This is a genomic window from Bosea sp. Tri-49 (assembly GCF_003952665.1).
Lineage (GTDB): Bacteria > Pseudomonadota > Alphaproteobacteria > Rhizobiales > Beijerinckiaceae > Allobosea.
The window spans coordinates 3,945,940-3,972,450 of record NZ_CP017946.1; the positions used below are offsets into that span (position 1 = coordinate 3,945,940).

General features: G+C 67.3%; 29 protein-coding genes and 1 other RNA gene. 16 read left to right on the forward strand and 14 right to left on the reverse strand.

Annotated elements, in window-relative coordinates; translation table 11 throughout:
- The first annotated feature begins 78 nt into the window (after window positions 1-78).
- A complete protein-coding gene (gene cysK / locus BLM15_RS19015) occupies window positions 79-1,053 on the forward strand; it encodes a cysteine synthase A (protein ID WP_126114219.1) in 975 nt (324 codons plus the stop codon).
- The gene (locus BLM15_RS19020; protein WP_126114220.1) at window positions 1,050-1,502 is read left to right on the forward strand and encodes a GNAT family N-acetyltransferase; all 453 of its coding nucleotides are present in this window, start codon (window positions 1,050-1,052) and stop codon (window positions 1,500-1,502) included. The genes cysK and BLM15_RS19020 overlap by 4 nt, the downstream gene beginning before the upstream one ends.
- 2 nt (window positions 1,503-1,504) lie before the next feature.
- On the opposite strand, the gene BLM15_RS19025 is transcribed toward BLM15_RS19020, so the two are convergent.
- The 6 genes from BLM15_RS19025 to rpmH all read right to left on the reverse strand — a co-directional run bounded on the left by BLM15_RS19025 (window position 1,505) and on the right by rpmH (window position 6,473).
- The gene (locus BLM15_RS19025) at window positions 1,505-2,362 is read right to left on the reverse strand and encodes a VOC family protein (protein WP_126114221.1); all 858 of its coding nucleotides are present in this window, start codon (window positions 2,360-2,362) and stop codon (window positions 1,505-1,507) included.
- 164 nt (window positions 2,363-2,526) lie between these two features.
- Window positions 2,527-3,192: a ribosome biogenesis GTP-binding protein YihA/YsxC gene (gene yihA, locus BLM15_RS19030; RefSeq protein ID WP_126114222.1), complete on the reverse strand. Its 666-nt coding sequence runs from the start codon at window positions 3,190-3,192 to the stop codon at window positions 2,527-2,529.
- A gap of 9 nt (window positions 3,193-3,201) precedes the next feature.
- On the reverse strand, window positions 3,202-3,834 hold the full coding sequence (locus tag BLM15_RS19035) for a CatB-related O-acetyltransferase (RefSeq protein ID WP_126114223.1): 633 nt from the start codon (window positions 3,832-3,834) through the stop codon (window positions 3,202-3,204).
- Between the two features lie 138 nt (window positions 3,835-3,972).
- Window positions 3,973-5,859 (reverse strand): membrane protein insertase YidC, encoded by a 1,887-nt coding sequence (yidC, locus tag BLM15_RS19040; protein ID WP_126116256.1) that lies wholly within the window; start codon window positions 5,857-5,859, stop codon window positions 3,973-3,975.
- Between the two features lie 40 nt (window positions 5,860-5,899).
- On the reverse strand, window positions 5,900-6,283 hold the full coding sequence (gene rnpA / locus BLM15_RS19045; protein ID WP_126114224.1) for a ribonuclease P protein component: 384 nt from the start codon (window positions 6,281-6,283) through the stop codon (window positions 5,900-5,902).
- Between the two features lie 55 nt (window positions 6,284-6,338).
- A complete protein-coding gene (rpmH, locus tag BLM15_RS19050) occupies window positions 6,339-6,473 on the reverse strand; it encodes a 50S ribosomal protein L34 (RefSeq protein WP_038364779.1) in 135 nt (44 codons plus the stop codon).
- Between the two features lie 233 nt (window positions 6,474-6,706).
- Here rpmH and ffs point away from each other — a divergent pair.
- The 4 genes from ffs (at window position 6,707) to recR (ending at window position 9,819) form a co-directional block, all read left to right on the forward strand.
- Window positions 6,707-6,803, forward strand: an RNA gene (gene ffs / locus BLM15_RS19055) — signal recognition particle sRNA small type.
- Between the two features lie 124 nt (window positions 6,804-6,927).
- A complete protein-coding gene (locus BLM15_RS19060; protein ID WP_126114225.1) occupies window positions 6,928-8,769 on the forward strand; it encodes a DNA polymerase III subunit gamma/tau in 1,842 nt (613 codons plus the stop codon).
- A 19-nt stretch (window positions 8,770-8,788) separates the two neighbouring features.
- Complete coding sequence (locus BLM15_RS19065) at window positions 8,789-9,109, forward strand: YbaB/EbfC family nucleoid-associated protein (RefSeq protein ID WP_126114226.1); 321 nt, start codon at window positions 8,789-8,791, stop codon at window positions 9,107-9,109.
- Between the two features lie 104 nt (window positions 9,110-9,213).
- Window positions 9,214-9,819 carry a recombination mediator RecR gene (recR, locus tag BLM15_RS19070; protein WP_126114227.1) on the forward strand — a complete coding sequence of 202 codons (606 nt, stop codon included), beginning with the start codon at window positions 9,214-9,216 and terminating at the stop codon, window positions 9,817-9,819.
- 8 nt (window positions 9,820-9,827) lie between these two features.
- On the opposite strand, the gene BLM15_RS19075 is transcribed toward recR, so the two are convergent.
- A complete protein-coding gene (locus BLM15_RS19075) occupies window positions 9,828-10,115 on the reverse strand; it encodes a hypothetical protein (RefSeq protein ID WP_126114228.1) in 288 nt (95 codons plus the stop codon).
- Between the two features lie 135 nt (window positions 10,116-10,250).
- On the opposite strand from BLM15_RS19075, the gene dapD reads away from it, so the two are divergent.
- Window positions 10,251-11,093 carry a 2,3,4,5-tetrahydropyridine-2,6-dicarboxylate N-succinyltransferase gene (gene dapD / locus BLM15_RS19080; protein ID WP_126114229.1) on the forward strand — a complete coding sequence of 281 codons (843 nt, stop codon included), beginning with the start codon at window positions 10,251-10,253 and terminating at the stop codon, window positions 11,091-11,093.
- Window positions 11,094-11,113: 20 nt separating this feature from the next.
- On the forward strand, window positions 11,114-11,707 hold the full coding sequence (locus BLM15_RS19085) for a hypothetical protein (RefSeq protein ID WP_126114230.1): 594 nt from the start codon (window positions 11,114-11,116) through the stop codon (window positions 11,705-11,707).
- A gap of 18 nt (window positions 11,708-11,725) precedes the next feature.
- Here the strand turns inward: BLM15_RS19085 and BLM15_RS19090 are convergent, their stop codons facing one another.
- The 3 genes from BLM15_RS19090 to BLM15_RS19100 form a co-directional block, all read right to left on the reverse strand.
- Entirely contained in the window at window positions 11,726-12,280 is a 555-nt protein-coding gene (locus BLM15_RS19090; protein ID WP_126114231.1) for a DUF1269 domain-containing protein, read from the reverse strand.
- Between the two features lie 88 nt (window positions 12,281-12,368).
- Window positions 12,369-13,862, reverse strand: a complete 1,494-nt coding sequence (locus BLM15_RS19095; RefSeq protein ID WP_126116257.1) for an MDR family MFS transporter — start codon at window positions 13,860-13,862, stop codon at window positions 12,369-12,371.
- A 159-nt stretch (window positions 13,863-14,021) separates the two neighbouring features.
- Window positions 14,022-14,474: a winged helix-turn-helix transcriptional regulator gene (locus BLM15_RS19100; protein WP_126114232.1), complete on the reverse strand. Its 453-nt coding sequence runs from the start codon at window positions 14,472-14,474 to the stop codon at window positions 14,022-14,024.
- 114 nt (window positions 14,475-14,588) lie between these two features.
- Here BLM15_RS19100 and BLM15_RS19105 point away from each other — a divergent pair, with 114 nt between their 5' ends.
- Entirely contained in the window at window positions 14,589-15,866 is a 1,278-nt protein-coding gene (locus BLM15_RS19105; protein ID WP_126114233.1) for an MFS transporter, read from the forward strand.
- A gap of 57 nt (window positions 15,867-15,923) precedes the next feature.
- On the opposite strand, the gene BLM15_RS19110 is transcribed toward BLM15_RS19105, so the two are convergent.
- The 4 genes from BLM15_RS19110 to BLM15_RS19125 all read right to left on the reverse strand — a co-directional run bounded on the left by BLM15_RS19110 (window position 15,924) and on the right by BLM15_RS19125 (window position 19,679).
- Entirely contained in the window at window positions 15,924-16,412 is a 489-nt protein-coding gene (locus BLM15_RS19110) for a GlcG/HbpS family heme-binding protein (RefSeq protein WP_126114234.1), read from the reverse strand.
- Window positions 16,413-16,510: 98 nt separating this feature from the next.
- Window positions 16,511-17,119, reverse strand: a complete 609-nt coding sequence (locus tag BLM15_RS19115; protein ID WP_126114235.1) for a response regulator transcription factor — start codon at window positions 17,117-17,119, stop codon at window positions 16,511-16,513.
- Entirely contained in the window at window positions 17,116-18,624 is a 1,509-nt protein-coding gene (locus tag BLM15_RS19120) for a sensor histidine kinase (protein ID WP_126114236.1), read from the reverse strand. The genes BLM15_RS19115 and BLM15_RS19120 overlap by 4 nt, the downstream gene beginning before the upstream one ends.
- Window positions 18,625-18,704: 80 nt before the next feature.
- Window positions 18,705-19,679, reverse strand: coding sequence for a sensor histidine kinase (locus BLM15_RS19125; RefSeq protein WP_206438542.1), 975 nt, complete (start codon window positions 19,677-19,679; stop codon window positions 18,705-18,707).
- A gap of 200 nt (window positions 19,680-19,879) precedes the next feature.
- Here BLM15_RS19125 and BLM15_RS19130 point away from each other — a divergent pair, with 200 nt between their 5' ends.
- The 7 genes from BLM15_RS19130 to BLM15_RS19160 all read left to right on the forward strand — a co-directional run bounded on the left by BLM15_RS19130 (window position 19,880) and on the right by BLM15_RS19160 (window position 26,468).
- A complete protein-coding gene (locus BLM15_RS19130) occupies window positions 19,880-20,683 on the forward strand; it encodes a DeoR/GlpR family DNA-binding transcription regulator (protein WP_126114238.1) in 804 nt (267 codons plus the stop codon).
- A 100-nt stretch (window positions 20,684-20,783) separates the two neighbouring features.
- On the forward strand, window positions 20,784-22,319 hold the full coding sequence (glpD, locus tag BLM15_RS19135) for a glycerol-3-phosphate dehydrogenase (RefSeq protein ID WP_126114239.1): 1,536 nt from the start codon (window positions 20,784-20,786) through the stop codon (window positions 22,317-22,319).
- Window positions 22,316-23,401 (forward strand): ABC transporter ATP-binding protein, encoded by a 1,086-nt coding sequence (locus BLM15_RS19140; protein WP_126114240.1) that lies wholly within the window; start codon window positions 22,316-22,318, stop codon window positions 23,399-23,401. Before glpD ends, BLM15_RS19140 begins: the two co-directional genes overlap by 4 nt.
- A 1-nt stretch (window position 23,402) precedes the next feature.
- Window positions 23,403-24,497 carry an ABC transporter ATP-binding protein gene (locus BLM15_RS19145; protein ID WP_126114241.1) on the forward strand — a complete coding sequence of 365 codons (1,095 nt, stop codon included), beginning with the start codon at window positions 23,403-23,405 and terminating at the stop codon, window positions 24,495-24,497.
- Window positions 24,494-25,393 carry a carbohydrate ABC transporter permease gene (locus BLM15_RS19150; RefSeq protein ID WP_126114242.1) on the forward strand — a complete coding sequence of 300 codons (900 nt, stop codon included), beginning with the start codon at window positions 24,494-24,496 and terminating at the stop codon, window positions 25,391-25,393. Before BLM15_RS19145 ends, BLM15_RS19150 begins: the two co-directional genes overlap by 4 nt.
- Entirely contained in the window at window positions 25,393-26,190 is a 798-nt protein-coding gene (locus BLM15_RS19155; RefSeq protein ID WP_126114243.1) for a carbohydrate ABC transporter permease, read from the forward strand. The genes BLM15_RS19150 and BLM15_RS19155 overlap by 1 nt, the downstream gene beginning before the upstream one ends.
- Window positions 26,190-26,468, forward strand: coding sequence for a DUF2160 domain-containing protein (locus tag BLM15_RS19160; RefSeq protein WP_126114244.1), 279 nt, complete (start codon window positions 26,190-26,192; stop codon window positions 26,466-26,468). The genes BLM15_RS19155 and BLM15_RS19160 overlap by 1 nt, the downstream gene beginning before the upstream one ends.
- Window positions 26,469-26,511 lie beyond the last annotated feature (43 nt).

Here is a 26,511-nt window from a genome sequence, read left to right on the forward strand (position 1 = left end):
ATTCTGTGATTTGATGCTAGCTTGAGATCCAGTTCACGAGCCCAGACCAGCCAAGTCCAGACCAACAAGGAGGCCGCCATGGCCGATGCAGCGCAGAAGCCCGCCCGTGTTCCCGGCCGTGGCCGCGTCTACGATTCGATCACCGACACGATCGGTGATACCCCGCTGGTGCGCCTGAACCGCCTGCCGGCCGAGCGCGGCGTCCAGGCGACGATCCTGGCCAAGCTCGAATTCTTCAACCCGATCTCCAGCGTCAAGGACCGGATCGGCGTCTCCATGATCGACGCGCTCGAAGCCTCGGGCGCGCTCAAGCCCGGCGGCACGCTGATCGAGCCGACCTCGGGCAATACCGGCATCGCGCTCGCTTTCGTCGCCGCCGCGCGCGGCTACCGGCTTATCCTGGTGATGCCGGAGACGATGTCGCTCGAGCGCCGCAAGATGCTGGCCTTCCTCGGCGCCGAGCTCGTGCTGACGCCCGGCCCCGGCGGCATGCGCGGCGCCGTCGCCAAGGCCGAAGAGCTCAAGAACGAAATCCCCGGCTCGATCATCCCGCAGCAATTCGAGAACCCGGCCAATCCGGCGATCCACCGCAAGACCACGGCGGAGGAGATCTGGAACGACACCAATGGCGCGGTCGACATCGTCATCTCGGGCGTCGGCACAGGCGGCACCATCACCGGCGTCGGCCAGGTGCTGAAGGCGAAGAAGTCCTCGGTGAAGATGGTTGCAATCGAACCGGAGGATTCGCCGGTCCTGTCCGGCGGCCAGCCCGGCCCGCACAAGATTCAGGGCATCGGCGCCGGCTTCGTCCCGGGCATCCTCGACCGGAGCGTCATCGACGAGGTCGTCACCGTCGGCAACCAGACTGCCTTCGAGACCGCGCGCGCGCTCGCCAAGGCCGAGGGCATCCCGGCCGGCATCTCCTCCGGCGCGGCCGTCGCCGCAGCGCTGGAGGTCGGCGCCCGGCCGGAGAACGCCGGCAAGACGATCGTGGTGATCATTCCCTCCTTCGCCGAGCGCTATATCTCCAGCGCGCTGTTCGAGGGTCTGTGATCCCAGCAAACCTGCAGATCGTCCGGGTCGGCGAAGCCTTGCCGGACGATCTGCCTGCCTTGCAGGCCGAAGCGGCGGCCGAGGGCTACCGCTTCGTCGAGGGTATCCTGGAAGAGTGGGATACCGGCCGCTACGAAGGCGGAGACGAGCGCAACGCGCTGTTCGCGCTATATCGCGAAGGTGTCCTGGCGGCGGTCGGGGCCGTGACGCCCGATCCGTACGATCCAGCGCCAGACCTGCTGCGCATTCGCCATGTCTATGTCCGGCCGGCTTCCCGGCGCGAGGGCGTCGGCAGGGCGCTCGCCAGTGCCTTGATTCAGCAAGGGCTCGCGCTGGCGCCGCGACTCTCGCTCAATGCTGCCGATGCCAGTGCTTCCGCCTTTTGGGAGGCCATGGGCTTCCAACCCTATACAGGCGGCACGCGCCGGACCCATCTGCTGACGCGCTGAAGTCAGCCTCGGAGCGTGATCCGGTTACCCCAGGGATCGACGACCGATCCAGCATCGCCGCCGGCAGCGGCCATACGCCGGCTCAGCGCGGCATGAGCTTCCACACCGCGCGCGACCAGTTCGAAGCTCGACAAACCCGCCTCACTGTCCCGGCGCGGGCCCGCGCCACGGCTGTGCCAGGTATTGGTCGCGATGTGGTGGTGATAGCCGCCAGTCGCCATGAAGCTCGCACCGGGATAGTGCACCATCACCTCGAAGCCGAGCGCATCGCAATAGAAGCTCTCCGCCTGCGCGACATCGCCGACGCGCAGATGGATATGGCCCATCACCGTGCCCTCCGGCATGCCGGCATAGGCACGGCCATCCGCGTCGCGCAGCAGCGCATCGAGATCGAGTCGCTCGGTCGCCATCTTGATCCGACCACCGTCGAGACGCGGCCATTCGGGACGGCCGCGGTCGCGATAGATCTCGATCCCGTTGCCCTCGGGGTCAGAGAGATAGAGCGCCTCGCTGACGAGATGGTTCGAGGCACCTTCGAGCGGCACGGACGTCTGCGCGGCATGCTGCAGCCAATTGCCGAGATCGCCGCGCGAGGGCAGCAGGATCGCCATATGGAACAGACCGGCTGCCGAGGAGGGATGCTGCGCACCGGCCTCCAGCTTCACCAGCGGCTCGCCGCCGGCGCCGAGCACCGCGTGGTCCGCATCCTGCTCAATGACCGAAAGCCCGATCGCATCGCGATAGAACGCCGTCAGCCCGGCGAGATCGCGGACGCGCAAACTCACCGCACCGATCTGGACGGGAGCGTCGAGCGCTTCGTTACGGACGGGGTGGGCCAAAGCCTCTGTGGCTGCGGACATCGGGCTGCTCCAAACTTGCTGGCGGCAACGCCGCCTGACTGCAAGATGGGGCTTTCAGCCGCGCTTGTCGTCCCCTCGCGGGCAAATCAAATATTGCGCCACCGCAATCTCATCGGATTGTCATCGCGAAAAGCAGAGCGCCCCAGCAATGACGACCCAAGCCGTCAGGCCCGCTCCGCCAGTGCCCGCGCGATTGCGGCGCGGAATTCGGGAATGCCGAGACCCTTCTCGCTGGAGGTCAGCAGCACCTCGGGAAAGGCGGCAGGCCGGCGCTTGATCTCGTCATAGGTCGCCTCGGCCATGAAGGTCTGGTCGGCCTGCTTGAGCGCATCACCCTTGGTCAGCACGACCTGGTAGCTGACGGCGGCCTTGTCGAGCGTCTCCAGCACGGCACCGTCGACATCCTTGATGCCGTGACGGGCGTCGATCAGCACATAGACCCGCATCAGATTGGCGCGGCCGCGCAGATAGTCGTGGATCAGCCGCGTCCAGGCCGCGACCTTCTCCTTGCCGACGGCGGCATAGCCATAGCCCGGCATGTCGACGATGGTCAGGCGCTCGTCATGGTCGACCTGCCGGAAGAAATTGAGCTGCTGGGTGCGGCCCGGCGTATGCGAAGTCCGCGCCAGGGCATTGCGGCGGGTCAGCGCGTTGATCAGGCTCGACTTGCCGACATTGGAGCGGCCGGCGAAGGCGATCTCCTGGCCGACCATGGGCGGCAGGTCGTCGATCTTGGTCGAGGCCCAGACAAAGTCCCACGGGCCCTCGAACAGTTTTCGGGCGGATTCGAGTTCGTCGGCGCTGAAGGGCGTGGTCTGATCTGAGGTCATAGCCCCTGCCTACACGGCAGAGCGCAGCGCGTCGATGTCCGCGCCAGCGATCAATGGCAGGTTGCGCGCGATCTTTTCCGGCTCCCAATCCCACCAGCGGATCTCGAGCAGGGCCGCGACCACTTCCGCTGGGAAGCGCATCTTCACGACGCGCCCGGGATTGCCGACGATGACGGCATAAGGTGGCACGTCACGCACGACCTGAGCACGGGTGCCGATGATCGCGCCATCGCCGATCGTGACGCCCGGCATGATCACCGCCTCGCGGCCGATCCAGACATCGTTGCCAACAACGGTATCGCCGCGCAATCCAAGGCCGTCGCGGGTGAAGTCGGGCACATTCTCGAAGCCGAACATGCCGAACGGATAGGTCGAGAAGCCGCCCATCGGATGGTTGGCGCCGTTCATGATGAACTGCGCCGCCTGGGCGATCGCGACGAACTTGCCGATGATCAATCGGTCGCCGATGAAGTCGAAGTGATAGCGCACGCAGCGGGCGAGGAAATGCTCGGGCCCGCGCGAGTCGTCATAATAGGAGTAGTCGCCGACCTCGACGAGCGGGTGGTCGACGACCGCCTTCAGGAAGGCCGTGCCCTTCCAGCCGGCGATCGGATGGCGGGTTTTCGGATCGGGAAGAGGCATGGCGCGGCACTAAGCACATCGCCACCATCAGGGACAAGCCGCGAAGCCGCGCAAACCTGGCAGCAAACGAAAAACGCCGGAGCCCCGAGAGGCATCCGGCGTTCGATGTCGTCAGGCAGGGGCTCTCGCCCCGCCGCCTCACTTCTTGTTGCTATTCGCCGGTTTGGGCGCGGTAACGGCGCCAGCCGCGGCCGGCTTCTTGCCGAACAGGCCCTTGAGATTGTCCCAGAGCTCGATCTTCACGCCGTGCTTGCGCATGATGTAGCCCTGCTGGGCGACCGAGAGCAGGTTATTCCAGCTCCAGTAGATCACCAGGCCGGCCGGGAACGAGCCGAGCAGGAAGGTGAAGAACACCGGCATCCAGGTGAACATCATCTTCTGGACCGGATCCGGCGGCTCCGGATTCATCTTCATCTGCACGAACATCGTCACGCCCATCAGGATCGGCCAGATGCCGAGATGGAGCATGGCGGGCGGCGTGAACGGCAGCAGGCCGAACAGGTTGAAGAGGTTGGTCGGGTCCGGCGCGGCGAGATCCTTGATCCAGCCATAGAACGGCGCGTGCCGCATCTCGATGGTGATGAACAGGATCTTGTAGAGCGCGAAGAAGACCGGGATCTGCACCAGCACCGGCCAGCAGCCGGCGAGCGGGTTGATCTTCTGCGTCTTGTACAGCTCCATCAGCGCCTGCTGCTGCTTCATCTTGTCGTCAGCATAGCGCTCGCGGATCGCCATCATCTCCGGCTGGACCGCCTTCATCTTCGCCATCGAGGCGTAGGACTTGTTGGCGAGCGGGAAGAACAGGCCCTTCAGCAGGACGGTGACGACCAGGATGGCGATGCCGAAATTGCCGACATGCTTGTAGACCCAGTCCATCACGTAGAACATCGGCTTCGTGATGAAATAGAACCAGCCCCAGTCGATCATCAGCTCGAAGCGCTTGATGCCCTGGTTCTTCTCGTAGCCGTCGATCGCCGCGACTTCCTTGGCGCCGGCGAACAGGCGCGAGGAAGCGCTGGCCGAGGCGCCGGGCGCGACATTGACGGCCTCTCCGAGGAAGTCGGCCTGATAGGTGCGCACCGAGCCGGTCTGCACCGAGGAATAGCGGCCCTCGTATTTCTTGGCCTGGTCCGGGATCGCGGCGGCAGCCCAGTACTTGTCGGTGATGCCGACGAAACCGCCGACGACATCCTTCCAGGCCTTGCCATGCGTCGCCGAGCCGAGCGCCGGCTCCTTGTCGACGGTATCGTAGGTGTATTCCTGCAGGCCCTGCTCGCCGAGCGAGCCGATCATGCCCTCGTGCAGCACGTAGTAGCCGAGCGTCGTCGGCTTGCCGACGCGAACGACCTGGCCATAGGGGTAGAGCGAGACGGCGTTGGTGCCCTTGTTCTCGACCTCGTCGCGGATCGAGAACATGGCGTTGTCGTCGACTGCGATGGTGCGCTTGAACGTGAGGCCCTGGCCGTTGTCCCAGGTCAGCGTCACCGGCTTGGCCGAGGTCAGGACCTGGCTGTCGGCGGCCCAGACCGTGGTGGCGTTCGGCAGCGGGACGGAAGCGCCCGGCCCCGCGACCCAGCCGAAATCGGAATAGTAGGCGTTCGGGCCGCCGGCCGGCGAGAGCAGCACGATGATCGGGCTCTTCGGGTCGACCGTCTCGTGATAGGCCTTGAGCGAGACATCGTCTATGCGCGCGCCGGTCAGCGAGAGCGAGCCAGCGATCTTGGGCGTGTCGATCCTGAGGCGCGGGCCGGCGGCGAGCGCCGCCTCGCGGGTCGCGGCAACCGGAGCAGCCGTGACGGGCGCCTGGCCGGGCTGCGCCGGCGCCGTGCCCGGAGCCGGGGCAGTGCCGGGAGCAGCCGGTGCGCCAGAAGGCTGGGCCATCTGCTGGCTCTGCGTCTGCTGGTTCTGCTGGGCGATCTGCTTTTGCTTCTCGGCTTGCGGCAGGCCGTAGAAATATTGCCAGCCGAGCAGCACGACGACCGAGAGCGTGATCGCCAGCAGCAGATTGCGGTTGTCTTCTTTCATCATCGTCTGAAAACGGTCTCGCTGGCGGCCCTGGCGGGCCTTATGAGGCTTGGCGCGGAGAAGGGCGCCTATCGGGGCGGCGCTTGCCGCCGCTCGGGCGGGCACGGTCGAGCGCGACCGCGATATCATCGACCATGGCCCTGAACGCGGCGTTCACGGTTTCGGCTCGGGCGACGATCACGAGATCGCAGGGCTTGCCGGTCTGCTCCGCCAAGGCGAGCGCAGCGGCGGCGCGCAGACGGCGGCGGATGCGGTTACGCACCACAGCGTTGCCGGTCTTGCGCGAGGCGGTCAACCCGAGGCGCAAGCCCTCCTGGGCCGGCTTGTCCAGGACCTGCGCGGTGAAGGCGGGCGAACGAAAACGGCGGCCGTGCTCGGCCGCCGCGAGAAAGTCCTTGCGTTGCGTCAGACGGGCGAGGCGCATGGCGGTTGGCCAGTCTTCCGGAACGGGCGCGCCAGACCTGCGCGCCTTGAGCTCATCAGGCCGACAGGCGCTTGCGGCCGTGGGCGCGGCGAGCGGCGATGACCTTGCGGCCACCCTTGGTCGCCATACGGGCGCGGTAGCCGTGACGGCGCTTACGCACCAGCTTGCTGGGTTGATAGGTTCTCTTCACGGTCCGTCTCCGGGGCCTTGATCGGCAGGGCGGGCGCAGCTCTCAAGGAAAGCCGATGCCAGCCAGGCCTGTCGTGCAAAAAGGGTCCGCGCCGCCCGGTAGGCAGCGCAGGTGGCGGGCTTATGGCGGATGGGGCAGCCCAAGTCAATGCCGAAACACCTGTGCCGGACCGTCGCAGCGGCGCCATCCATCGCAGACTTGCGCTCGCGCGCCAAAGCAACGATATAGCCGGCGGGAGGTTGGCGAGGGACGTCTCACTCGCCAACCCGGTCAGGTCCGGAAGGAAGCAGCCGTAACGAGACCGAACGGGTCTTCGTCCAACCTCCTACCTTCGCGCACGACCATCTTCGCGCATGTTCGCGAACCGCGCCTCCCTTCACATTCCTGACGCATTCGCGCCGACCCATGACAGAGTGGCGTTGACCGCCGCGCCGGGATTGGCGAAAGCAGGGGCATGACCGACGAGACCGTCCTTGCCGACGAGCCGGGTTTTCCCGGCATGGCTCCGGCGCCAGCCCCGGCCGCAGCGCCCACCGGCTATCGCGTGCTGGCGCGCAAGTACCGGCCAGCGCATTTCGGCGACCTGATCGGCCAGGATGCGATGGTCCGGACGCTGACCAACGCCTTCGCGGCGGGCCGCATCCCGCAGGCCTGGATGCTGACCGGCGTGCGCGGCGTCGGCAAGACCACGACGGCCCGCATCCTGGCGCGGGCGCTGAACTACCAGAATGCCGACGGCAGCGGCGCCCCGACCACCGACCTCACGCAATTCGGCGTACATTGCCAGGCAATCGTCGAGGGCCGGCATATCGACGTGATGGAGATCGACGCCGCCTCGAACAACGGCGTCGACAATGTCCGCCAGATCAACGACGCGGTGCGCTACGCCCCGACCAGCGCGCGCTACAAGGTCTACATCATCGACGAGGTCCACATGCTCTCGGGAGGCGCCTTCAACGCCTTCCTGAAGACGCTGGAGGAGCCGCCGCCGCACGCCAAGTTCATCTTCGCCACCACCGAGATCCGGAAGGTGCCGGTGACGGTGCTGTCGCGCTGCCAGCGCTTCGACCTGCGCCGCGTCGATGCCGCGCTCTTGGTCGGGCATCTCGACAAGATCTGCCGGGCCGAAGGCATCGAGGCCGAGGAAGAGGCGCTCGCTGCCGTGGCGCGGGCCGCGGAGGGCTCCGTGCGCGATTCGCTCTCGATCCTCGACCAGGCGATCGCCCATGCCGGCGGCACGATCACGCTGGCCGAGGTCCGCACCATGCTCGGTCTCTCCGACCGGGCGCGCGTCATCGACCTGTTCGAGCTCGTGATGAAGGGTGACATTGCGGGGGCGCTGACCGAGCTACGGGCGCAATACGACGCCGGCGCCGATCCGGCTGTGGTGCTCTCCGACCTCGCCGAGTTCAGCCATCTGGTGACGCGGCTCAAGCTCGTGCCGGAGGCCGCCAAGGATAACAGCCTCTCCCAGGCCGAGCGGGTGCGCGGCGCCGACTTCGCCCAGCGCCTGTCGATCCGCGTGCTGGCGCGGGCCTGGCAGATGCTGCTGAAGGCGATCGGCGAGGTCCGCCAGGCCGACCGGCCGGTGCTGGCTGCCGAGATGGCGCTGGTGCGCCTCGCCCATGCCGCCGACCTGCCGACGCCTGACGAAGCGCTCCGGATGCTCCGCGACGGCGGCGGCAGCCTTGGCGGCAATGGTTCACCTGCGCCGCGGTCGCCCTCGGGCGGCGGCGCGACCGCGCTCGCGGCCCGCCCGGTGCTCGCCAGTGCCAATCCCGTTCCCGTCGCGCAGCCGCGCGCCAGCGCCCTGCCACAGCCGCAGAACCTCGAAGAGCTGGTCGCGCTCGCCTCGCGCCAGCGCGACATCACCATGAAGCTGGCGCTCGAACGCGACATCCGGCTGGTGCGCTTCGAGCAGGGCCGGATCGAGTTCGCGCTGGCCGAGAGCGGCAACCGCCTTCTTGCCAATGATTTGTCGAAGCGGCTGAAAGAATGGACCGGCCAGACCTGGCTGGTCGCGGTCGTCAACGCCGAGGGAACGGCAACCCTGCGCGAGCAGGCGGCGGCCGCGCGCGACAAGCGCGAGAACGATGCTGCCAGCCATCCCGCCGTGCGCGCCGTGCTGGAACACTTCCCGGGCGCGCGCATCGTCGACGTCCGCGATCCGCGCGAACCGGAACCGGAGACACCGGCCATGGCAGCGGGCGGCGATGAGGACCTGCCGGAAGCCGAGCCGCTCTTCGACGATAGCGAACCCGATTTCGACGGCGTTGAGTTCTGGACCGATAATTGAACACGAAGGGAGCGTCGCCATGCGCGACATGATGGGCCTGATGAAGCAGGCACAGGACATGCAGAAGAAGATGGCCGACATGCAGGCCCAGCTCGAGACGCTCGAATTCGAGGGCTCGGCTGGCGGCGGCCTGGTCACGGTGGTGATGACCGCCAAGAACGTGCTGAAATCGGTGAAGATCGACCCGAGCCTGATGGTGCAGGGCGAGGAGGAAATCCTCGAGGACCTCGTCATCTCCGCCAGCAACGACGCTCGCAACAAGGCCGAGCGCTCGGTGCAGGAGCGGATGGCCGAGGTTACCCGCGGCCTGCCGATCCCGCCCGGCATGAAGCTGTTCTGAGTCGACCGCCGCGTTATGCCCGGGCCAGGCCCGAGCATCCCAGCTGAAGCGCCCTCTTGTCCTGAGATGGTCGGCTCAAGGCCGACCATGACGCCCAGAGAACCATGTCCCGCACTATCGCCGGCCCCGAGATCGAGCGCCTGATCCAGCTCCTGGCCAAGCTGCCGGGCCTAGGCCCGCGCTCGGCCAGGCGAGCGGCGCTGCATCTCGTCAAGAAGCGCGAGCAATTGCTCGGCCCTCTGGCGGAAGCGATGGCGGTGGCGCGCGAGCGTATCGTCGTCTGCTCGACCTGCGGCAATGTCGACACCAGCGACCCGTGCGGGCTCTGCCGTGATCCGCGCCGAGACGAGAGCCTGATCGTCGTCGTCGCCGACATCGCCGATCTCTGGGCGCTGGAACGCTCGGGCGCGGTCGGCGGGCGCTATCACGTGCTCGGCGGCGTGCTCTCGGCGCTCGACGGCATTAGGCCCGAGAACCTCTCGCTCGACGCGCTGGTGGCGCGCGCCTCGGAGCCGGCGGTGAAGGAAGTGATCCTCGCGCTCAACGCCACGGTCGAAGGCCAGACCACGGCGCATTTCATCACCGACCTGCTGGCGCATCTCGAAGTCAAGGTAACCAAGCTCGCCCATGGCGTGCCTGTTGGCGGCGAACTCGACTATCTCGACGACGGCACGCTGGCGGCGGCGATCCGCCAGCGCACGGGCTTTTGAGGGCCGTCTCAGTCGTCCCAGGGGGAGGCGCTCTTGCAGCGGTAGCCGACGAAGCATTGCGGCGTATCGCGGGCTGGCACCCAGGCTGGATAGGTAATCTCGTCGAACTGGCAGAAGCCTCGGTGAGCCACGAAGCGGTCATAGGTGTAGCCGCCGGTGCCGAGCACGATCGCGCCATTGGCGATGACGCTCTGGCGGTTGGCAGCGCAACTGCGCTCCGGGGATTGCGGCCGCCCCTGTGCGAGCGCCGTGCCGGCGAGGCTGAGGGCGAGCAGCGTGATCAGGATCCGGGTCATCTTTCGCCTCCGCTGCGTTAAGCCTGTTCGCATTGTAACATGCCCGCGCCGCTCGCGTTCCCGCTTTGCCTTGACGCCGCCGCGGGCTTCCGCCATCGCTCCGCCCTACATTGCAAGACCCGCCGGAGCCAGACCATGTCCCTGACCGATCTCGCCGCCACCATCGACGCCGCCTGGGAGAACCGGGCCGAGATCGGCATCAACACGAAAGGCGCCGTGCGCGAGGCGGTCGAGCAGGCGATCGAACTGCTCGATTCCGGCCAGGCTCGCGTCGCCGAGAAGGTCGGTAGCGAATGGGTCACGAATCAGTGGCTGAAGAAGGCGGTACTGCTCTCCTTCCGGCTCGCCGACAACGAGGTCATGGCGCATGGCCCCGGTGAAGGCGTGTTCTGGGACAAGGTGCCCTCGAAGTTCGCCGGCTGGGGCGAGAACCGCTTCCGCGCTGCAGGTTTCCGCATCGTGCCGCCGGCCGCCGCGCGCAAGGGCTCCTATCTCGGGCCGAACGTCATCCTGATGCCATCCTTCGTCAACATCGGCGCCTATGTCGATTCCGGCACGATGGTCGACACCTGGGCGACGGTCGGCTCCTGCGCCCAGATCGGCAAGAACGTGCATCTGTCGGGCGGCGTCGGCATCGGCGGCGTGCTCGAGCCGCTGCAGGCCAATCCGACCATCATCGAGGACAACTGCTTCATCGGCGCCCGTTCCGAGGTGGTCGAGGGCGTCGTCGTCGGCGAGGGCTCGGTGCTCGCCATGGGCGTCTTTATCTCGGCGACCACCAAGATCGTCGACCGCGCCACCGGGCAGGTCCATATCGGCAAGGTGCCGCCCTATTCGGTCGTCGTCGCCGGCTCGCTGCCGGGCAAGCCGCTGAACGACGGCACGCCCGGCCCCTCGCTCTACTGCGCCGTGATCGTCAAGACGGTCGACGCGCAGACCCGCGCCAAGACCGGCATCAACGAATTGCTGCGCGACTGACCACGACGGAGGCAGAGCCTTTGAAGACCCTTCTGAGCGCCGCTGCCCTCTCGATCTTCACCCTGTCTGCGCAGCAGGTACGCGCCGAGCCGGTCAGGCTGACGCTGAAGCTCATCGACGAAGCTGGCAAACCGATCGCCGGCCAGGCACTCCGGGTCGCGATCGGCTCGGAGGCCGAGGCCAGCGCGCCGGAAGCAGGCCAGCGCCTGTCCACTGATGCGAGCGGCGTCGTGCGCATGACGGCCGAGGCGACGATCGACCGCCGCAGCGTCTCCTCGACCAGCGCCTTCACCCGCCACCCGGCCGAGCATCTCGTCGTCGGCGTCGAGCTCGATCTGATCGGCCGGCGTGCGCTCTATCGCGTCAGGCTCGATCAGACCAAAGCGGGCACGGTCGGCCAGATCAATGCCTTCCTGCCGGGCGCCGGCGGCCGCTTCGACCTGCCGCTGGCCTTCCACGCCAACACGCAGAGCTGGAGCCTGCCCGACGATCCGGCCGGGCCGCGGCTGACCGGCATCGGCGCCGAGCTGAAGGCGCACAGCATGGAAGGCTCAGCCGAAACCGGCCGAACCGTCGCGCTCACCATCGCCAAGCAGGCTTTCAAGCGCCGGTAGGACTGCGACCTACTGGTCTCACGCCCCAGGAATCGGGTTCGGCGCCGGCTCCGTCGAGGCCGGCGCCAACTCCTGCCGCTGCGCTGCCGGCGAGGCGGCGAGCGCGTCGCGCAGCTTCTGCTCCTGCGTATGGTCGAGCGAGGTCTTGAGCACGACGCCGCCAGTGCCCTTCAGCGCCTCGAGCACCTTGTCGCCGGTCATTTTCTGGATCAACACGAAGAGCGCGGCATTGCCCGGCTGCAGATTGGCAGCGAGCTCCTTCATGAAGCCATCATTGACGCCGTAGTCGGTCAGCGCCCCGCCGAGCGCGCCGGAGGCGGCACCGAGCGCCGCGCCGAAGACCGGCATCAGGAAGATCGCGCCGATCAGCAGGCCCCAGAAGCCGCCGGAAGCCGCACCGAGCGCCGTGGTGTTGAGCAGCTGGTTGAGCTTGATCTTGCCGCCTTCGTGCATCACCGCGATCGCAGCATCGCTGATCTCAATCAGGTATTCCTTCTGCAGGCCGATGATCTTCTGCCGCATTTCCTCGGCCTTGGCCTCGGTCGGATAGACGATGACGACGAGATCGGACATAGCGCACTCCTGTGACACGACGGCTCGAAACTGCCGCCGCTCTGTGACGGGCTTGCGGCAAACGCGCGACGAACCGGCACGTTCCGCTCTACTCTCCGCCTACTTCCTTCGCGGCCGCGAGCGCCGCGCCGCGCAGAGGCAGCTCCTTCATGCGTATCAGGAAGAGGAGAGCCAGGGCGAATCCGGCGAAGCTCGCGGCGAAGACGTAGCGGAACAGCCCGACCATGGTCGCCCGGTCGACCGCGCCGGCCTTCAGCGTCTCGGCCGAGAGCCCGACGCCGCTCGCACCGAGGCCGCCGAGCACGATCGCGCCGAAGATGGCGACGATCAGCGCCCCGCCGATCTGACGGAAGAAGTTCGCCGTGCCGGTGGCCGTGCCGAGCTGGTGCATCGGCACCGCGTTCTGAATCGAGACAGTCGCGACCGGCAAGAGCGTGCCGAAGCCGACGCTGATGAAAGCCAGGATCAGCCCGAAGCCCCACAGCGGCAGCCGGTCGCCATAGGCGATCAGGGCGGCCGTACCGGCGAGTGCGACGGCAAGCCCCGCGACCGGCACGCGCTTGTAATGCGTCAGCTTGCCCATCGCCCGACCCGAGGACGTCGCGCCCAGCACCGTCCCGCAAGTCAGCGGGATCAGGCCGAGGCCGGAATTGGCGGCCGACAGGCCCGCCACCGTCTCGAAATAGAGCGGCAGGTAGATGGTCAGCCCAATGAAGGTGCCCATGCCGAAGCCGGCGGCGATGGTGCCGTTGCGGACCACCGGATTGGCCAGGACGGTGAGCGGGATCAGCGGCTCCTCCGCGCTACGCAGACGCCAGGCGAAGCAGAGCCAGAGCAGGGCCGAGCCGGCGACGAGGCCGAGGATCGGCGGGGAAGCCCAAGGGTAATGCGTGCCGCCCCAGGACAATGCCAGCAGCAGGGTCATCGTCGCGCTGGTCATCAGCGCTGCGCCGAGCACGTCGAGCTTATGCGGCCTCTCGTGCCGCGGCAGGCGCTGCAAGGCCTTGTCGGTCATCCAGTAGGCGCCGAGCCCGAGCGGCAGATTGATCCAGAAGATCACCGACCAGTGCAGCGCCTCGGAGATCAGGCCGCCCAGCACCGGGCCGAGCAGCGAGGACGAGAAGAAGACGGTGGCGAAATAGACCTGGTATTTGCCGCGCTCCCGAGGCGGAACCATGTCGCCAACGATGGTCTGCGCCATGGCGATCAGCCCGCCGCCACCGAGCCCCTGCACGAAGCGGGCGGCCACTAGCAGCCAGAGTGAGGAGGCGAGCGCGCAGGCGATCGAGCCGATTACGAAGATCACGATGCCACCGAGCATGGTGACGCGCCGGCCATGGATGTCGGCGAACTTGCCGTAGAGCGGCGTCACCGCGGTCGAGGCGAGCAGATAGGCCGTGACGACCCAGGGCAGATGGGCGACGTCGCCGAGCTCGCGGCCGATCGTGGGCATGGCAGTCGCTACGATGGTCTGGTCCAGCGCCGCCAGGAACATGGCGAGCATGGTCCCGATCAGGATCGACCGGATATCGGCATGGGAAAGCGCCGCCTGCGCCGGCGGCGTCTCGACCCGCTTGTCCATCGGCACGTGCCCGTCCTGTGCGTGGGGAATGCTGGAGGATAGAGCGCGGGCCTGTCATGCGCCAGAGTCGGGGACGCAGGGCCGCTGAGAGGTGAGCGCAGGCCGATGCCGGCTTCGACATTCAGGCATGGACGAAGCGACTGAGGCAGCCGTTTCGGCTCAGCCTGTCTCCGGCACCTTCAGGATCACCGCCTCGTCCGCGCCGATCGGGCGCCCGTCCTCGGTCTGCACGGTCAAGGTGACCTTGCGGCCGCTATCGCGCTCGATCAGCGAGGAATGCTGCTCGCCTGGCGCGAACAGATGCTGCTCACCCCATTGCCGCAGCGCCACCATCACCGGGAAGAGGTCGCGGCCCTTGGCGGTCAGCCGGTATTCCTGTCTGGTGCCACCGGCCGCGGCCGGGACGGCTTCGAGGATGCCGCGCGCCGTCAGCGTCCGCAGCCGCTCGGAGAGGATGTTGCGGGCGATACCGAGGCTCTTCTGGAATTCGCCGAAGCGGGTCATGCCGTCGAAGGCGTCGCGCACGATCAGCATCGACCACCAGTCACCGATCGCGTCGAGCGCCCGAGCGCTCGGGCAATAATCGCTGACCAGGCTGCGGCGCTTCACCATCGTTCCCGCATTCTCCTCAAGGTTCCGTGATCGATCATTCGGTTGCAAGATAAAACTGACACCGCTACACCGCAATGAGTTTCATTATGAAACTCTTCTAGCGGAGGCATGCCCATGCGACTGGACCCTGAGGCGGCGCCGGCCGGCGCCGCGAGCGCCGACGCACGCCCATCGCCTTCTCCTCCGACTGCGCCGCTCTCAGCCGGCATGATCCTGCTCTTTGCGGTAGCAAGCGGGCTGGCCGTCGCCAACGCCTATTTCGCCCACCCGCTGCTCGACATCATTGCCGACGACCTCGGACTGTCGCGGGCAACGGTCGGCCTCGTCGTCGGCGCAACGCAACTCGGCTACGGGCTCGGGCTGATCCTGCTGGTGCCGCTCGGCGATCTCGTCGACCGCCGCAAGCTCGTTGTCCTGCAATCGCTGCTCTCGGTCGCGGCGCTGATCTGCGTCGCCGTCTCGGTTTCGGGTGCGATGCTCCTCGCCGCGATGGCGGCGATGGGTTTCCTCGCCGTGGTGACGCAGGCCTTCGTCGCCTATGCCGCGAGCCTGGCGCGGCCGGAGGAACGCGGTCAGGTGGTCGGCTCGGTCACGAGCGGGATCGTACTCGGCATCCTGCTCGCCCGCGCCATCGCCGGCGCGGTGGCCGATCTTTCGGGCTGGCGTGCGGTCTACGTTTTGTCGGCGGTGGCAACGCTCGTGATCGCCGCGATCCTGTTCAAGGCGCTGCCGCCCGAACACAAGCAGCCGGCGCAGCTCTCCTATCCGCGCCTGATCATCTCGCTCTTCGCGCTATTCCGGCAAGAGCGCGTGCTGCGCATCCGCGCGATCATCGCCATGCTGATCTTCGCCGACGTCACCACGCTGCTGACGCCGCTGGTGCTGCCGCTCGCCGCGCCACCCTTCTCGCTGTCGCATACAGCGATCGGCCTGTTCGGCCTTGCTGGTGCAGCAGGAGCACTCGGTGCGGCGCGGGCCGGAGCCTGGACCGATCGCGGCCGCGGCCAGCGCGTCACCGGCATCGGGCTCGCGCTGATGCTGTTCGCCTGGCTGCCGATCGGATTGCTGCCGCAGTCGATCCTGTTCCTGATCGCCGGCGTGCTGATCCTCGATTTCGGCCTGCAGGCGGTGCACGTCACCAATCAGGCGATGATCTACCGGGTCCGGCCGGAGGCGCAGAGCCGGCTGACCGCGGGATACATGGTGTTCTATTCGATCGGCAGTGCATTCGGCTCGTCGAGCTCGACGCTGGTCTACGCGCATGCCGGCTGGACCGGCGTCAGCCTGCTCGGCGCAGGTATCGCCGCGGTCGCGCTGATCTTCTGGGCCGCAACCCTGAAGGCGATACCGATCGAGGCAACGCGGGCCGTGACGACGAAATCTGCCGCCTGAAACGATCAGGGCCGCGTCTTGCGGCAACGGCCCTGATGCCCCCTCATTGAAATCCGGTCACTTCAGCTTGGCGGCAATCGCCTGCAGGCCGGCATTGGCGCATTCCTCGTCGAGATGGCCACCGGGAGCGCCGCCGACGCCGACCGCCGCGATGACCTCGTCACCGACCTTCACCGGCACGCCGCCGCCGAGCAGCAGGAAGCCGGGGATGTGGACGAGATTGCGCGCGCCGGCATTGTTGGCCGCGGCCTCGGCCATGGCGCCGGTGTTGTTCTTGGCCGAAACCGAGGTGAAGGCCTTGGCGCGGGCCGCCTCGACCGTGTGCGGGCCGGCGCGGTCGGCGCGGATGGTGGTGAGCACGACGCCGCCGCGGTCGACCACGGTCGCGGCGACGTTGAAGTTCTTGGCGGCGCAGGCGGCGACGGTGGCCTGGGCGAGTTCGACAGCGAGTGCGGTCGGCAAAGCGCGAACCTGCAGGACCTGAGCCTGAGCGAGCGTCGGCAGGGCGATGGCGGCAGACATGATGGCGAGACGGGCGAACGACATGACGATCCCTCTGGTGACCACCGTTTTGGTGTGAAGGGACGATGCCAAACCCGGCTTCGCCGTTGCATCCGGGCGTTCCGCGCGGACCTTACGTAGTTCTACCGATCCGCCCCGACCAGATGCAGTCGGACCATCTCGGCGACTGAGGTCGTCTCCAGCTTCTCGGCGATATGGGCGCGGTGCGTGTCGACGGTGCGCGGCGAGATCGACAGCGCCCGCGCGATCTCCTTGGTCGAGCGCCCCTCTGCGATCAGAGCAAGGATCTCGGCCTCACGCTGCGACAGGCGCTCGAGCCGTTCTCGGAGCGAGGCCGTGCCGCTTTCGGCGGCGAGCATGCCATCGAGCGTCGCCAGCGCCGCCTGCACGGTGTCGATCAGCACCTGCTCGTCGACCGGCTTGGTCAGGAAATCGGCGGCGCCATTGCGGAAGGCGGCGCGGCAGGCCTCGACATCGCCATGGCCGGTGATGACGACGACTGGCCAGCGGCAGCGCGCAGCGGCCAGCCGTTCCTGCAGCTTCAGCCCGGTCAGGCGCGGCATGCGGATATCGGTGACGATGCAGCCCGGCCGCAAGCCGGGTAGCGCCTCCAGGAAGGCGGCGCCGTTGGCGTGCGGCTGGACCTCGAGCCCAACGGTGCGCAGCAGAAAGCTCAGCGCCTCGCGCACCTCCCAATCGTCGTCGATAAGATGGACGAGCTGCCGGCTCATTCGGCCGCCTCCTTCCGAGCCTCAGCTACGCGCGGCAGGCGGATACGAAAAACCGCACCGCCCTCCGCCGCATTCTCGGCGGCGAGCGTTCCGTCAAAACGCTCGACCAGCCGGACACAGAGGGCAAGACCGAGGCCAAGCCCGGCCGGCTTGGTGGTGAAGAACGGCTCGAACAGGCGCGCCTGCGCCTCCGGGGACAGGCCGGAGCCGCTGTCGCGCACCGCGAGCACCGCATCGCCGCCTTGCGTGTCGACTTCGATCGTCACGCTCCGCTCGCCGCCCCGCCCCTCGACCGCCTCCAGCCCGTTGCGGGCGAGGTTGAAGACGACCTGTTCGAGCTGAACCCGGTCAGCCCGCACCAACGGCCGGCTGCCTTCACTGGTGACCCGCAGCGTCGCGCCGGCACTCTGGGCGTTCGCCGCCAAGAGATGGACGACCTCGCCGGCGAGTTCGGTCAGGTCGACCGTCTCGATGGCGGGTTCGGATTTGCTGATCCACGCGCGTAAACGCGCAAGGATATCGCCGGCGCGGCGGGCATTGCGCGCGATCGCCTCGAAGGCGCCGGCCAAAATCGCCTGATCCGCATCGGGCTGCGTCAGCAGCCGCCGGCCCGCCTGAGCCTGACCGAGGATCGCGGTCAAAGGCTGCGTCAATTCATGGGCGATGCCGGAGGCGAGCTCGCCCATGGCGTTGACACGGCCGGCATGGGCGAGGCGGGCATCCTGCTCGGCGAGCACGGCTTTGCGCGCCGCCTCGCGCGCGACATTGCGCGCTTCGAGCAGGCGCTCGACCAGGAATGCGGCGAGGGCGACGAGTACGCCCGCTAGCGCCAGAAAGGCCGGGGGCGGCAGCGGCCAATCCGGCGCGCTGGTCGTCAGCGTCAATCTCAGGGGCTGGGTGCGGCTCGCGATCTCGGCGCTGAAGGCGCTCGCCGGCCTTTCGCTCGCTTGACCCTGCTCGATCAGCCGCAGGTGAACCTCGGCCCCCTCCGGCAGGGGCGTATCGCTTGCCGCGAGCCGTGCCATATCGATGACGAGGGCGAGCGCGTAATGGCCGACGCCGTCGGTCAAAGCGCGCTTGACGAGGAGCAGCCGGGCGCCGCCGTCGAGGGCACGCGTGCGCAGATTGGACCCGACCGCCTGCTGTGCCTCCACCGCGACGATCGCGGGATCGGCGGCGTTCAGCAGCGAGCGTGGCGGGCTGGTCGCGAGGTCGACCACGTCAATACCGACAATGCGCGGATAGAAGCGGACGATGCTGGCCGCGACCTGCTCGACGGTCGCGATCGGCGCCGGCTCGGCCGCCTGCACCAGCGCCGACAGGCTGGTCAGATGGGCGTCGTGCTGGTCGACCCGCTGCGAGATCAGACGGTGCAGCGTCCGCCCGGCCTCTTCCAGCGCGGTGGCATCATGGCTGCGCCGGTTAAGCGAATAGGCGGCGCAGGCGAGCCCGAATGCGATGAGACCCGCTACGAGGATGGCGGCGCGGCGCGACCTCCTCAGCATCAGCGTGTCGACCTCCTGTCGGAACCTGCCGGCAAGACTAGCCGGTTTCGCGCCGCCATACAGTGGTCGGATGTCGGCGGCTAGCCTTCCGCCAGCGCCGCTGCCGGCGCGTCGAGCGAGAGCACGATGCCATCAGGCGCGAAATCGATCTTGGCGGTGCCGCCGAGATAGCTGCCAAGCACCTTCTCGATCATTTGCGAGCCGAAGCCGCGCCGCTGCGGCGACGTCACGCGAGGTCCGCCACTTTCCTGCCAGCGGAAGTGAAATTCGCCGGCCTCGCTGCGCCAGGACACGTCGACATGACCGCCATCCTGCGAGAGCGCGCCGTATTTCACCGCGTTGGTTCCAAGCTCGTGCAGAGCGAGCGCCATCGCCAGAGCGCATTTCGAGGAGAGCGTCACCGACGGGCCATCGAAAACGATGCGCTCGCCGGAGCGATGCGGCGCCAGAACGACTTCGACCAGCTGCCTGAGATCGGCGCCGTGGCGGCTTGCCATCATCAGCACATCCTGTGCCGCCGCCAATGCCTGCAAGCGGTCGGAGAGGCGCCGCTTCACCATGTCGAGCGGCTCGTCCTGGCCGCGCAGCGACTGGTTGACGATGCCGGAAACCATGGCGAGCAGGTTCTTGATACGGTGATTCAGCTCGGCAGCGAGCAGCTGGTAGCGCTCTTCGCCGGCCCGCAATGCGGTGATGTCGCGCGAGACCGAGAGAATAGCTTCGGGCTTGCCGTTGGATGCGATGATTGGCGAGACCTGCACATCCCAATAGCGCGGATTGCCCGCAGCGGTGTTGGCCGGGCCCTGGAACCGATAACTTTTGCCGGCCCGCGCCGCTGCCAATGCCGCCTGGGCCTCGACATTGCCGGCACTGTCCCAGAACTGCAGCCAGGGACAACCGCGGATCGCTTCGAAATCCTGGACTTCCATCACGCGCTGGCCGCCCTCACTCATGAATTCGAGCGCGCCGTCGAGGCCGATGACCTTGATGCAGTCGTCCGACGCGGCCAGCACGGCGCGCAGGAAGCGGACATCCTTGTCGAGCGGTGTCGGCACGGGCAGGCTTTCGAGTCGGGAATGAGACTTCATCATTCGACCGCTAGCGCAGCCTCTGTCAAACGCGCATGTCTTTTGACAGGTCGTCCGACAGGCGGCGCCAGTTGCGATGGCGCGGCAATCCTTAGCCGTCGAATGATACACGGTTGACGCTGCCGGCCGGCGCGGTCAGCTTGGCGCCACGTCATGAGGAGCCGGATATGGAGACCATCACGCCACGCCAGCGCGAGATCGTGGCGCTGGCCCGGGCGCAGGGGCGCGTCAATGTAGAGGAGCTGGCGGCGCGCTACGAAGTCAGCGCCCAGACGATCCGCAAGGATCTGAACCAGCTCTGCGACCAGCGTATCATGTCGCGCATCCATGGCGGGGCGGTGGTGGCGTCGGGCGTCGAAAACCTCGCCTATGAGGCGCGCCGCTTCATCGCCCGCGACGAGAAGGCAGCGATCGGCCGGGCCGCGGCGGCGCTGATCCCGAACGACGCCTCGCTCTTCATCAATATCGGCACGACGACCGAGGAGGTGGCGCGCGCGCTCACCGACCATCACGGCCTGCTCGTCATCACCAACAACCTGCACGTCGCGACGCTGCTCTACCCGCATCAGAATATCGAGGTGATCGTCGCCGGCGGGCCGGTCCGGCGCTCCGACGGTGGCGTCATCGGCGCCGCTGCGGTCGACCTGATCCGTCAGTTCAAGGTCGATTATGCCGTGATCGGCACCTCCGCTATCGACGAGGAGGGGGCGCTGCTCGATTTCGATTATCGCGAGGTCCGGGTTTCGCAGGCGATCATCGAGAACGCCCGGCAATGCCTGCTCGTCGCTGACAGCACCAAGTTCGAGCGCTCCGCCCCGGTCCGCATCGGCCATCTTCGTGATGTCGACGTCTTCGTCACCGACAGGCTCGGCCCGCCACCGCTGCGTGAGCTCTGCCGCAGCGAGGGCATCACCGTGGTCGAAACCGAAACGCTGGCCGATCAAGCCGTGCGCATCGCAAGTGAAAGCTAGAATTTTCACTTTCACTTTCGTTTTGCCGTTGCACGCAAGAAAATCACGCTCTACCGTACGTTGAAGAGGCGCCCGCAAAGGCCGCCTGCGGGAGGAATGCGTGACGGCTCCGGTGTTCGACATCGCCATTATCGGCGGCGGCGTGAACGGCTGCGGCATTGCGCGCGATGCGGCGGGGCGTGGAGCCTCGGTCGTGCTGTTCGAACAGTCGGACCTTGCCAGCGCGACCTCTTCGGCCTCGACCAAGCTGATCCATGGCGGGCTGCGCTATCTCGAGCATTACGAGTTCCGGCTGGTGCGCGAAGCGCTGACCGAGCGCGAAGTGATGTGGCGCGCCGCGCCGCACATCATCCGCCCCCTGCGCTTCGTGCTGCCGCATCATGCGGGCCTGCGGCCCTGGTGGATGCTGCGGCTCGGCCTCTTCCTCTACGACCATCTCGGCGGGCGCCGACTGCTGCCGCCGACGCGCTCGCTCGACCTTAGGCGCGACGCTGCCGGCGAATCGCTGCAGCCACGCTTCGACCGCGCCTTCGAATATTCCGATTGCTGGGTCGAGGATGCCCGCCTCGTCGTGCTCAACGCTCGCGACGCGGCCGAACACGGCGCCAAGATCCTACCGCGGACTAAGGTCATCGGCGCGCGCCGCCAGGGCGATGTCTGGGTGGTCGCCACGGAAGCGGCGGACGGGACCCGCGCAGAGACCAGCGCGCGCGTACTCGTCAACGCCGCCGGCCCCTGGGTCGCCGATGTGCTGAACGGCATCGTCGCCAGCAACCGCCCGGCTGCGGTGCGCCTGGTCCAGGGTAGCCATATCGTCGTGCCGCGCCTGTTCGAGCACGAGCGCTGCTACATCTTCCAGAACGCCGATGGCCGCATCATCTTCGCCATACCCTATGAGGGCGACCTGACCCTGATCGGCACCACCGACAAGGACTATGATGGCGACCCCGCCAAGGTCGCCGCCAGCGAGGACGAGATCGCCTATCTCTGCGCCGCGGCGAGCGAGTATTTCCGCAAGCCGATCACGCGCGGGGATGTGGTCTGGACCTATTCCGGCGTGCGCCCGCTCTATGACGACGGCGCCAGCAAGGCTCAGGAAGCGACGCGCGACTACGTGCTGACGCTGGATGAGCCGGCCGGCTCGGCACCGCTGCTCTCGGTCTTCGGCGGCAAGATCACCACGGCGCGCCGGCTGGCGGAAGCTGCGGTCGAAAAGCTTGCCGCCGCCGTGCCGGCGCTGCGTGCATCGCCCTGGACGGCCGGGGCACATCTGCCCGGCGGCGATTTCCCCGTCGAGGGTTTCGAGGGATTGGTCGAGCACATCTGCGCGGCCCGCCCCTGGCTCGAGCGCAAGCTGGCGCGCCGGCTCGCCCGCGCCTATGGCACTCGCGCGGAAACCCTGCTCGAAGGCGCCAAGGCGATGGCCGATCTCGGCCGGGTCTTCGGCGCCGACCTGACCGAGCGCGAGGTCGCCTGGCTGATGAGCCAGGAATGGGCTGGGAGCGCCGAGGACGTGCTGTTCCGGCGCAGCAAGCTCGGCCTGCGCTTTTCGCCCGAGCAGCGTCGGGCGCTCGACGAGTACATGGCGGCGAAAGTCTCGCCTGCTGCTCCCCTTCGGGCGGAGGCGCGCGGATGAGCCTGACGCTCGACAGTATCGGCCTGACGCGCGGCGCGCAGACCCTGCTCGCCGACATCTCGCTGACGCTGGAGAGAGGCTCGCTCAACGTCCTGCTCGGCGCGACGCTCGCGGGCAAGACCTCGCTGATGCGGCTGATGGCCGGGCTCGACGCACCGAGCACCGGCAAGGTTCTGGTCGAGGGCCGCGACGTCACCGGGCTGCCGGTGCAGAAGCGCAATGTCGCGATGGTCTACCAGCAGTTCATCAACTACCCGGCGCTGTCGGTCTACGAGAACATCGCCTCGCCGCTGCGTGTCGCCCGCTTGCCGGCGAATGAGATCGATGCCCGGGTCAAGAGCGCCGCAGCGCTGCTGCGGCTCGAGCCCTATCTTCAGCGCAAGCCGCTCGAGCTCTCCGGCGGTCAGCAGCAGCGCACCGCGATCGCCCGCGCGCTGGTGAAGCGAGCCGAACTGGTGCTGCTCGACGAGCCGCTCGCCAATCTCGACTACAAGCTCCGCGAGGAATTGCGCGAGGAACTGCCGCGCATCTTCGCCGAATCCGGCGCGATCTTCGTCTACGCCACCACCGAGCCGAGCGAGGCGCTGCTGCTCGGCGGCAATACCGCCACGCTCTTCCAGGGTCGGGTGACCCAGTTCGGCCCGACCGCGCAGGTCTATCGCCAGCCGCATGACCTTGTGACCGCGCAGGTCTTCTCGGATCCACCGCTCAACACGCTTTCCGGCACCAAGCAGGGCGGGGAAGTCCGGCTCTCGACCGGCCAGAGCATTCCTGCCACGGGAGCTTTCGCGAGCGTGCCTGATGGCGCCTACACGATCGGCTTCCGCGCCCATCACCTCGCGCTCGATGCGTTGCCGGCGCCGGCGATTGCGCTGCAGGCAAGCGTCTCCGTCTCCGAGATCACCGGCTCGGAATCCTTCGTCCATCTCGATGTCGGCGCGCACCGCTTGATCGCGCTGGTGCCGGGCGTGCGGCGTCTGGAGCCGGGCGCGGCCGTGACAGCCTGGCTCGATCCCGCCCGGATCTTCCTGTTCGATGCTGCCGGCGGGCTCGCCGCGGCAGCTCCGGCAAAGGCGGCGTGAGATGGCCAGGATCACGCTCGACAAACTGGCCCATGCCTACAAGCCCAACCCGCAGGGGCCGCAGGACTATGCCCTGCGCGAGGTCGACCATGTCTGGCGCCAGGGCGGCGCCTATGCGCTGCTCGGCCCCTCCGGCTGCGGCAAGACCACGCTGCTCAACATCATCTCCGGTCTCGTCGTGCCGACGCGCGGGCGCATCCTGTTCGACGACAAGGATGTGACGAAGCTGCCGACCGAGGCGCGCAACATCGCCCAGGTCTTCCAGTTTCCGGTCGTCTACGACACGATGACGGTGCGTGAGAACCTCGCCTTCCCGCTGAAGAACCGCGGCGTCGCGCGGGCCGAGATCGAGGCCCGCGTCGCCGAGATCGCCGGCCTGCTCGACCTGACCTCGGCGCTCGACCGCAAGGCGAGCCGGCTCGGGGCCGACGCCAAGCAGAAGATCTCGCTCGGACGCGGGCTGGTCCGGCCCGACGTCGCCGCGATCCTGTTCGACGAGCCGCTGACCGTCATCGACCCGCATCTGAAATGGCAATTGCGCTCGATGCTGAAGGAGCTGCACCGCAAGCTCGACCTGACCATGATCTACGTCACCCACGACCAGACGGAAGCTCTGACCTTCGCCGACACCGTGGTGGTGATGCATGATGGCGGGGTGGTGCAGACCGGCACGCCCGAGGAGCTGTTCCAGCATCCGGCCCACACCTTCGTCGGCCATTTCATCGGCTCGCCCGGCATGAACGTGCTGCCCTGCGCGGTAGAGGGCGCGCGCGCGAGCCTCGCCGGACAGGAGATCGCGCTGGCGCGGCACTATCCTTCGCTCGCCGGCAAGGTCGAGCTCGGCATCCGGCCGGAATACGCGACACTCGCGCCAAGCGGCGCCGGCCTGCCGGTTCGGATCGCGCGCATCGACGATATCGGCCGCGCCCGCATCGCCCGCGTCGAGCTCGGCGGCCTCAAGCTGGCCGCGAGCGTGCCGGAAGGCGCGAGCTTCGATGGCGATCAGGCCGCGCTTTCGCTGCAGGCAGGTCAGATCCACATCTACAGTGACGGCCACCTGGTCAAAGGCGAAGCGCTCGCGGGAGGCCAGCCATGAAGCCGGTCAACCAGAAGGCCTGGCTGCTCGTCCTGCCGGTGCTGCTGATCGTCGCCTTCTCGGCGGTGATCCCGCTGATGACGGTGGTGAACTATTCAGTCCAGGATTCCTTCGGCAACAACCAGTTCTTCTGGAATGGCGTCGGCTGGTTCGCCGAATTGCTCGATCCCAAGAGCGATCTCGGCTCGCGCTTCTACGACTCGCTCTGGCGCAATCTCGCCTTCTCGGGAATCATCCTCGCCATCGAGATTCCGCTCGGCATCCTGGTGGCGCTGTCGATGCCGCGCCAGGGCTGGACGGTCTCGGCGACGCTGGTGCTGATGGCGCTACCGCTGCTAATCCCGTGGAACGTCGTCGGCACGATCTGGCAGATCTTCGCGCGCGGCGACATCGGCCTGTTCGGCGCCGCGATCAACGGGCTCGGCATCCGCTACAATTACGTCTCCGACCCGGTCGCCGCCTGGTTCACCATCATCGTGATGGATGTCTGGCACTGGACCTCGCTGGTCGCGCTGCTCTGCTATGCCGGCCTGAAGTCGATCCCTGACGCCTATTATCAGGCGGCGCGCATCGATGGCGCCTCGCGCTGGGCCGTGTTCCGCACCATCCAGCTGCCGAAGATGAACCGTGTGCTTTTGATCGCCGTGCTGCTGCGCTTCATGGACTCGTTCATGATCTACACCGAGCCCTTCGTCGTCACCGGTGGCGGCCCCGGCAATTCGACGACCTTCCTCTCGATCGAGCTGGTCAAGCTCGCTCTCGGCCAGTTCGACCTCGGCAAGGCGGCGGCGCTCTCGATCGTCTACAACCTGATCATCCTCGCCGTGTGCTGGGTGTTCTACACGGTGATGACCACCGCCGATGCGTGGGCCGACTCTGAAGCGGGGAGGGGCTGATGCGCGGCGGCCGGTTGATCCTCTCGCTCTATCTGATCGCGCTGATGTTGCCGATCTACTGGCTCGTCAACATGAGCTTCAAGACCAACACCGAGATCACCAACGCGCTGACGCTCTGGCCGCGGACCTTCACGTTCAACAACTACGCCAAGATCTTCACCGACCCGAGCTGGTACAACGGCTACATCAACTCGCTGCAATATGTGGCGCTGAACACCCTGCTCTCGCTCGCCTTCGCGCTGCCGGCGGCCTACGCCTTCTCACGCTACCGTTTCCTCGGCGACAAGCATTTGTTCTTCTGGCTGCTCTCGAACCGGATGGCGCCGCCGGCGGTGTTCGCGCTGCCGTTCTTCAACCTCTATTCCGCGATCGGCCTGTTCGACACGCCGCTCGCGGTCGCCCTCGCCCACTGCCTGTTCAATGTGCCGCTGGCAGTCTGGATCCTCGAAGGTTTCATGTCCGGCGTACCGCGCGAGATCGACGAGACCGCGGCGATCGACGGCTATTCCTTCCCGCGCTTCTTCGTGAAGATCTTCATGCCGCTGATCGCATCCGGCATCGGCGTCGCCGCCTTCTTCTGCTTCATGTTCTCCTGGGTCGAGCTCCTGCTGGCGCGCACGCTGACCAGCGTCAGCGCCAAGCCGATCGCGGCGACCATGACCAGAACGGTCTCGGCCGCCGGCATGGACTGGGGGGTGCTCGCGGCAGCCGGCGTGCTGACGCTGATCCCCGGCGCGCTCGTGATCTGGTTCGTCCGCAACTACATCGCCAAGGGCTTCGCCCTGGGGAGGGTGTGATGGAACTCGCCTGGATGGCCTGGACCTGGCAGACCGGCGTCTTCTTCGCCGGCATCGCCAGCCTGCTCCTGATCCTGACGCTGCTCGCGGTCTTCCGGCCCGAGACCGAGCGCGTCGGCGTGCTCGGCATCGCCACCACGCGCGGCGACCGGCTCTTCATCTCGCTGCTCGGCAGCGCCTTCATTCACCTCGCCTGGCTCGGCATCATTGGCCAGCCGCTGTGGTGGGCTTCCGGCCTCGCGCTCCTCTATGCCGCAGCGGTCTTCCGCTTCGTCTGAAGAGCCGGCCCAACAACAAGAAACGACCGACCCCGGAGAAGGG

What these genes read in the sequence shown, in the direction of transcription:
- cysK (WP_126114219.1), top strand. Translation starts at nt 79, where the DNA reads ATGGCCGATGCAGCGCAGAAGCCCGCCCGTGTTCCCGGCCGTGGCCGC.
- BLM15_RS19025 (WP_126114221.1), bottom strand. Translation starts at nt 2,362, where the DNA reads ATGTCCGCAGCCACAGAGGCTTTGGCCCACCCCGTCCGTAACGAAGCG.
- yihA (WP_126114222.1), bottom strand. Translation starts at nt 3,192, where the DNA reads ATGACCTCAGATCAGACCACGCCCTTCAGCGCCGACGAACTCGAATCC.
- BLM15_RS19035 (WP_126114223.1), bottom strand. Translation starts at nt 3,834, where the DNA reads ATGCCTCTTCCCGATCCGAAAACCCGCCATCCGATCGCCGGCTGGAAG.
- yidC (WP_126116256.1), bottom strand. Translation starts at nt 5,859, where the DNA reads ATGAAAGAAGACAACCGCAATCTGCTGCTGGCGATCACGCTCTCGGTC.
- rnpA (WP_126114224.1), bottom strand. Translation starts at nt 6,283, where the DNA reads ATGCGCCTCGCCCGTCTGACGCAACGCAAGGACTTTCTCGCGGCGGCC.
- BLM15_RS19060 (WP_126114225.1), top strand. Translation starts at nt 6,928, where the DNA reads ATGACCGACGAGACCGTCCTTGCCGACGAGCCGGGTTTTCCCGGCATG.
- BLM15_RS19065 (WP_126114226.1), top strand. Translation starts at nt 8,789, where the DNA reads ATGCGCGACATGATGGGCCTGATGAAGCAGGCACAGGACATGCAGAAG.
- recR (WP_126114227.1), top strand. Translation starts at nt 9,214, where the DNA reads ATGTCCCGCACTATCGCCGGCCCCGAGATCGAGCGCCTGATCCAGCTC.
- BLM15_RS19075 (WP_126114228.1), bottom strand. Translation starts at nt 10,115, where the DNA reads ATGACCCGGATCCTGATCACGCTGCTCGCCCTCAGCCTCGCCGGCACG.
- dapD (WP_126114229.1), top strand. Translation starts at nt 10,251, where the DNA reads ATGTCCCTGACCGATCTCGCCGCCACCATCGACGCCGCCTGGGAGAAC.
- BLM15_RS19090 (WP_126114231.1), bottom strand. Translation starts at nt 12,280, where the DNA reads ATGTCCGATCTCGTCGTCATCGTCTATCCGACCGAGGCCAAGGCCGAG.
- BLM15_RS19095 (WP_126116257.1), bottom strand. Translation starts at nt 13,862, where the DNA reads ATGGACAAGCGGGTCGAGACGCCGCCGGCGCAGGCGGCGCTTTCCCAT.
- BLM15_RS19100 (WP_126114232.1), bottom strand. Translation starts at nt 14,474, where the DNA reads ATGGTGAAGCGCCGCAGCCTGGTCAGCGATTATTGCCCGAGCGCTCGG.
- BLM15_RS19105 (WP_126114233.1), top strand. Translation starts at nt 14,589, where the DNA reads ATGCGACTGGACCCTGAGGCGGCGCCGGCCGGCGCCGCGAGCGCCGAC.
- BLM15_RS19110 (WP_126114234.1), bottom strand. Translation starts at nt 16,412, where the DNA reads ATGTCGTTCGCCCGTCTCGCCATCATGTCTGCCGCCATCGCCCTGCCG.
- BLM15_RS19115 (WP_126114235.1), bottom strand. Translation starts at nt 17,119, where the DNA reads ATGAGCCGGCAGCTCGTCCATCTTATCGACGACGATTGGGAGGTGCGC.
- BLM15_RS19120 (WP_126114236.1), bottom strand. Translation starts at nt 18,624, where the DNA reads ATGCTGAGGAGGTCGCGCCGCGCCGCCATCCTCGTAGCGGGTCTCATC.
- BLM15_RS19130 (WP_126114238.1), top strand. Translation starts at nt 19,880, where the DNA reads ATGGAGACCATCACGCCACGCCAGCGCGAGATCGTGGCGCTGGCCCGG.
- BLM15_RS19140 (WP_126114240.1), top strand. Translation starts at nt 22,316, where the DNA reads ATGAGCCTGACGCTCGACAGTATCGGCCTGACGCGCGGCGCGCAGACC.
- BLM15_RS19145 (WP_126114241.1), top strand. Translation starts at nt 23,403, where the DNA reads ATGGCCAGGATCACGCTCGACAAACTGGCCCATGCCTACAAGCCCAAC.
- BLM15_RS19150 (WP_126114242.1), top strand. Translation starts at nt 24,494, where the DNA reads ATGAAGCCGGTCAACCAGAAGGCCTGGCTGCTCGTCCTGCCGGTGCTG.
- BLM15_RS19155 (WP_126114243.1), top strand. Translation starts at nt 25,393, where the DNA reads ATGCGCGGCGGCCGGTTGATCCTCTCGCTCTATCTGATCGCGCTGATG.
- BLM15_RS19160 (WP_126114244.1), top strand. Translation starts at nt 26,190, where the DNA reads ATGGAACTCGCCTGGATGGCCTGGACCTGGCAGACCGGCGTCTTCTTC.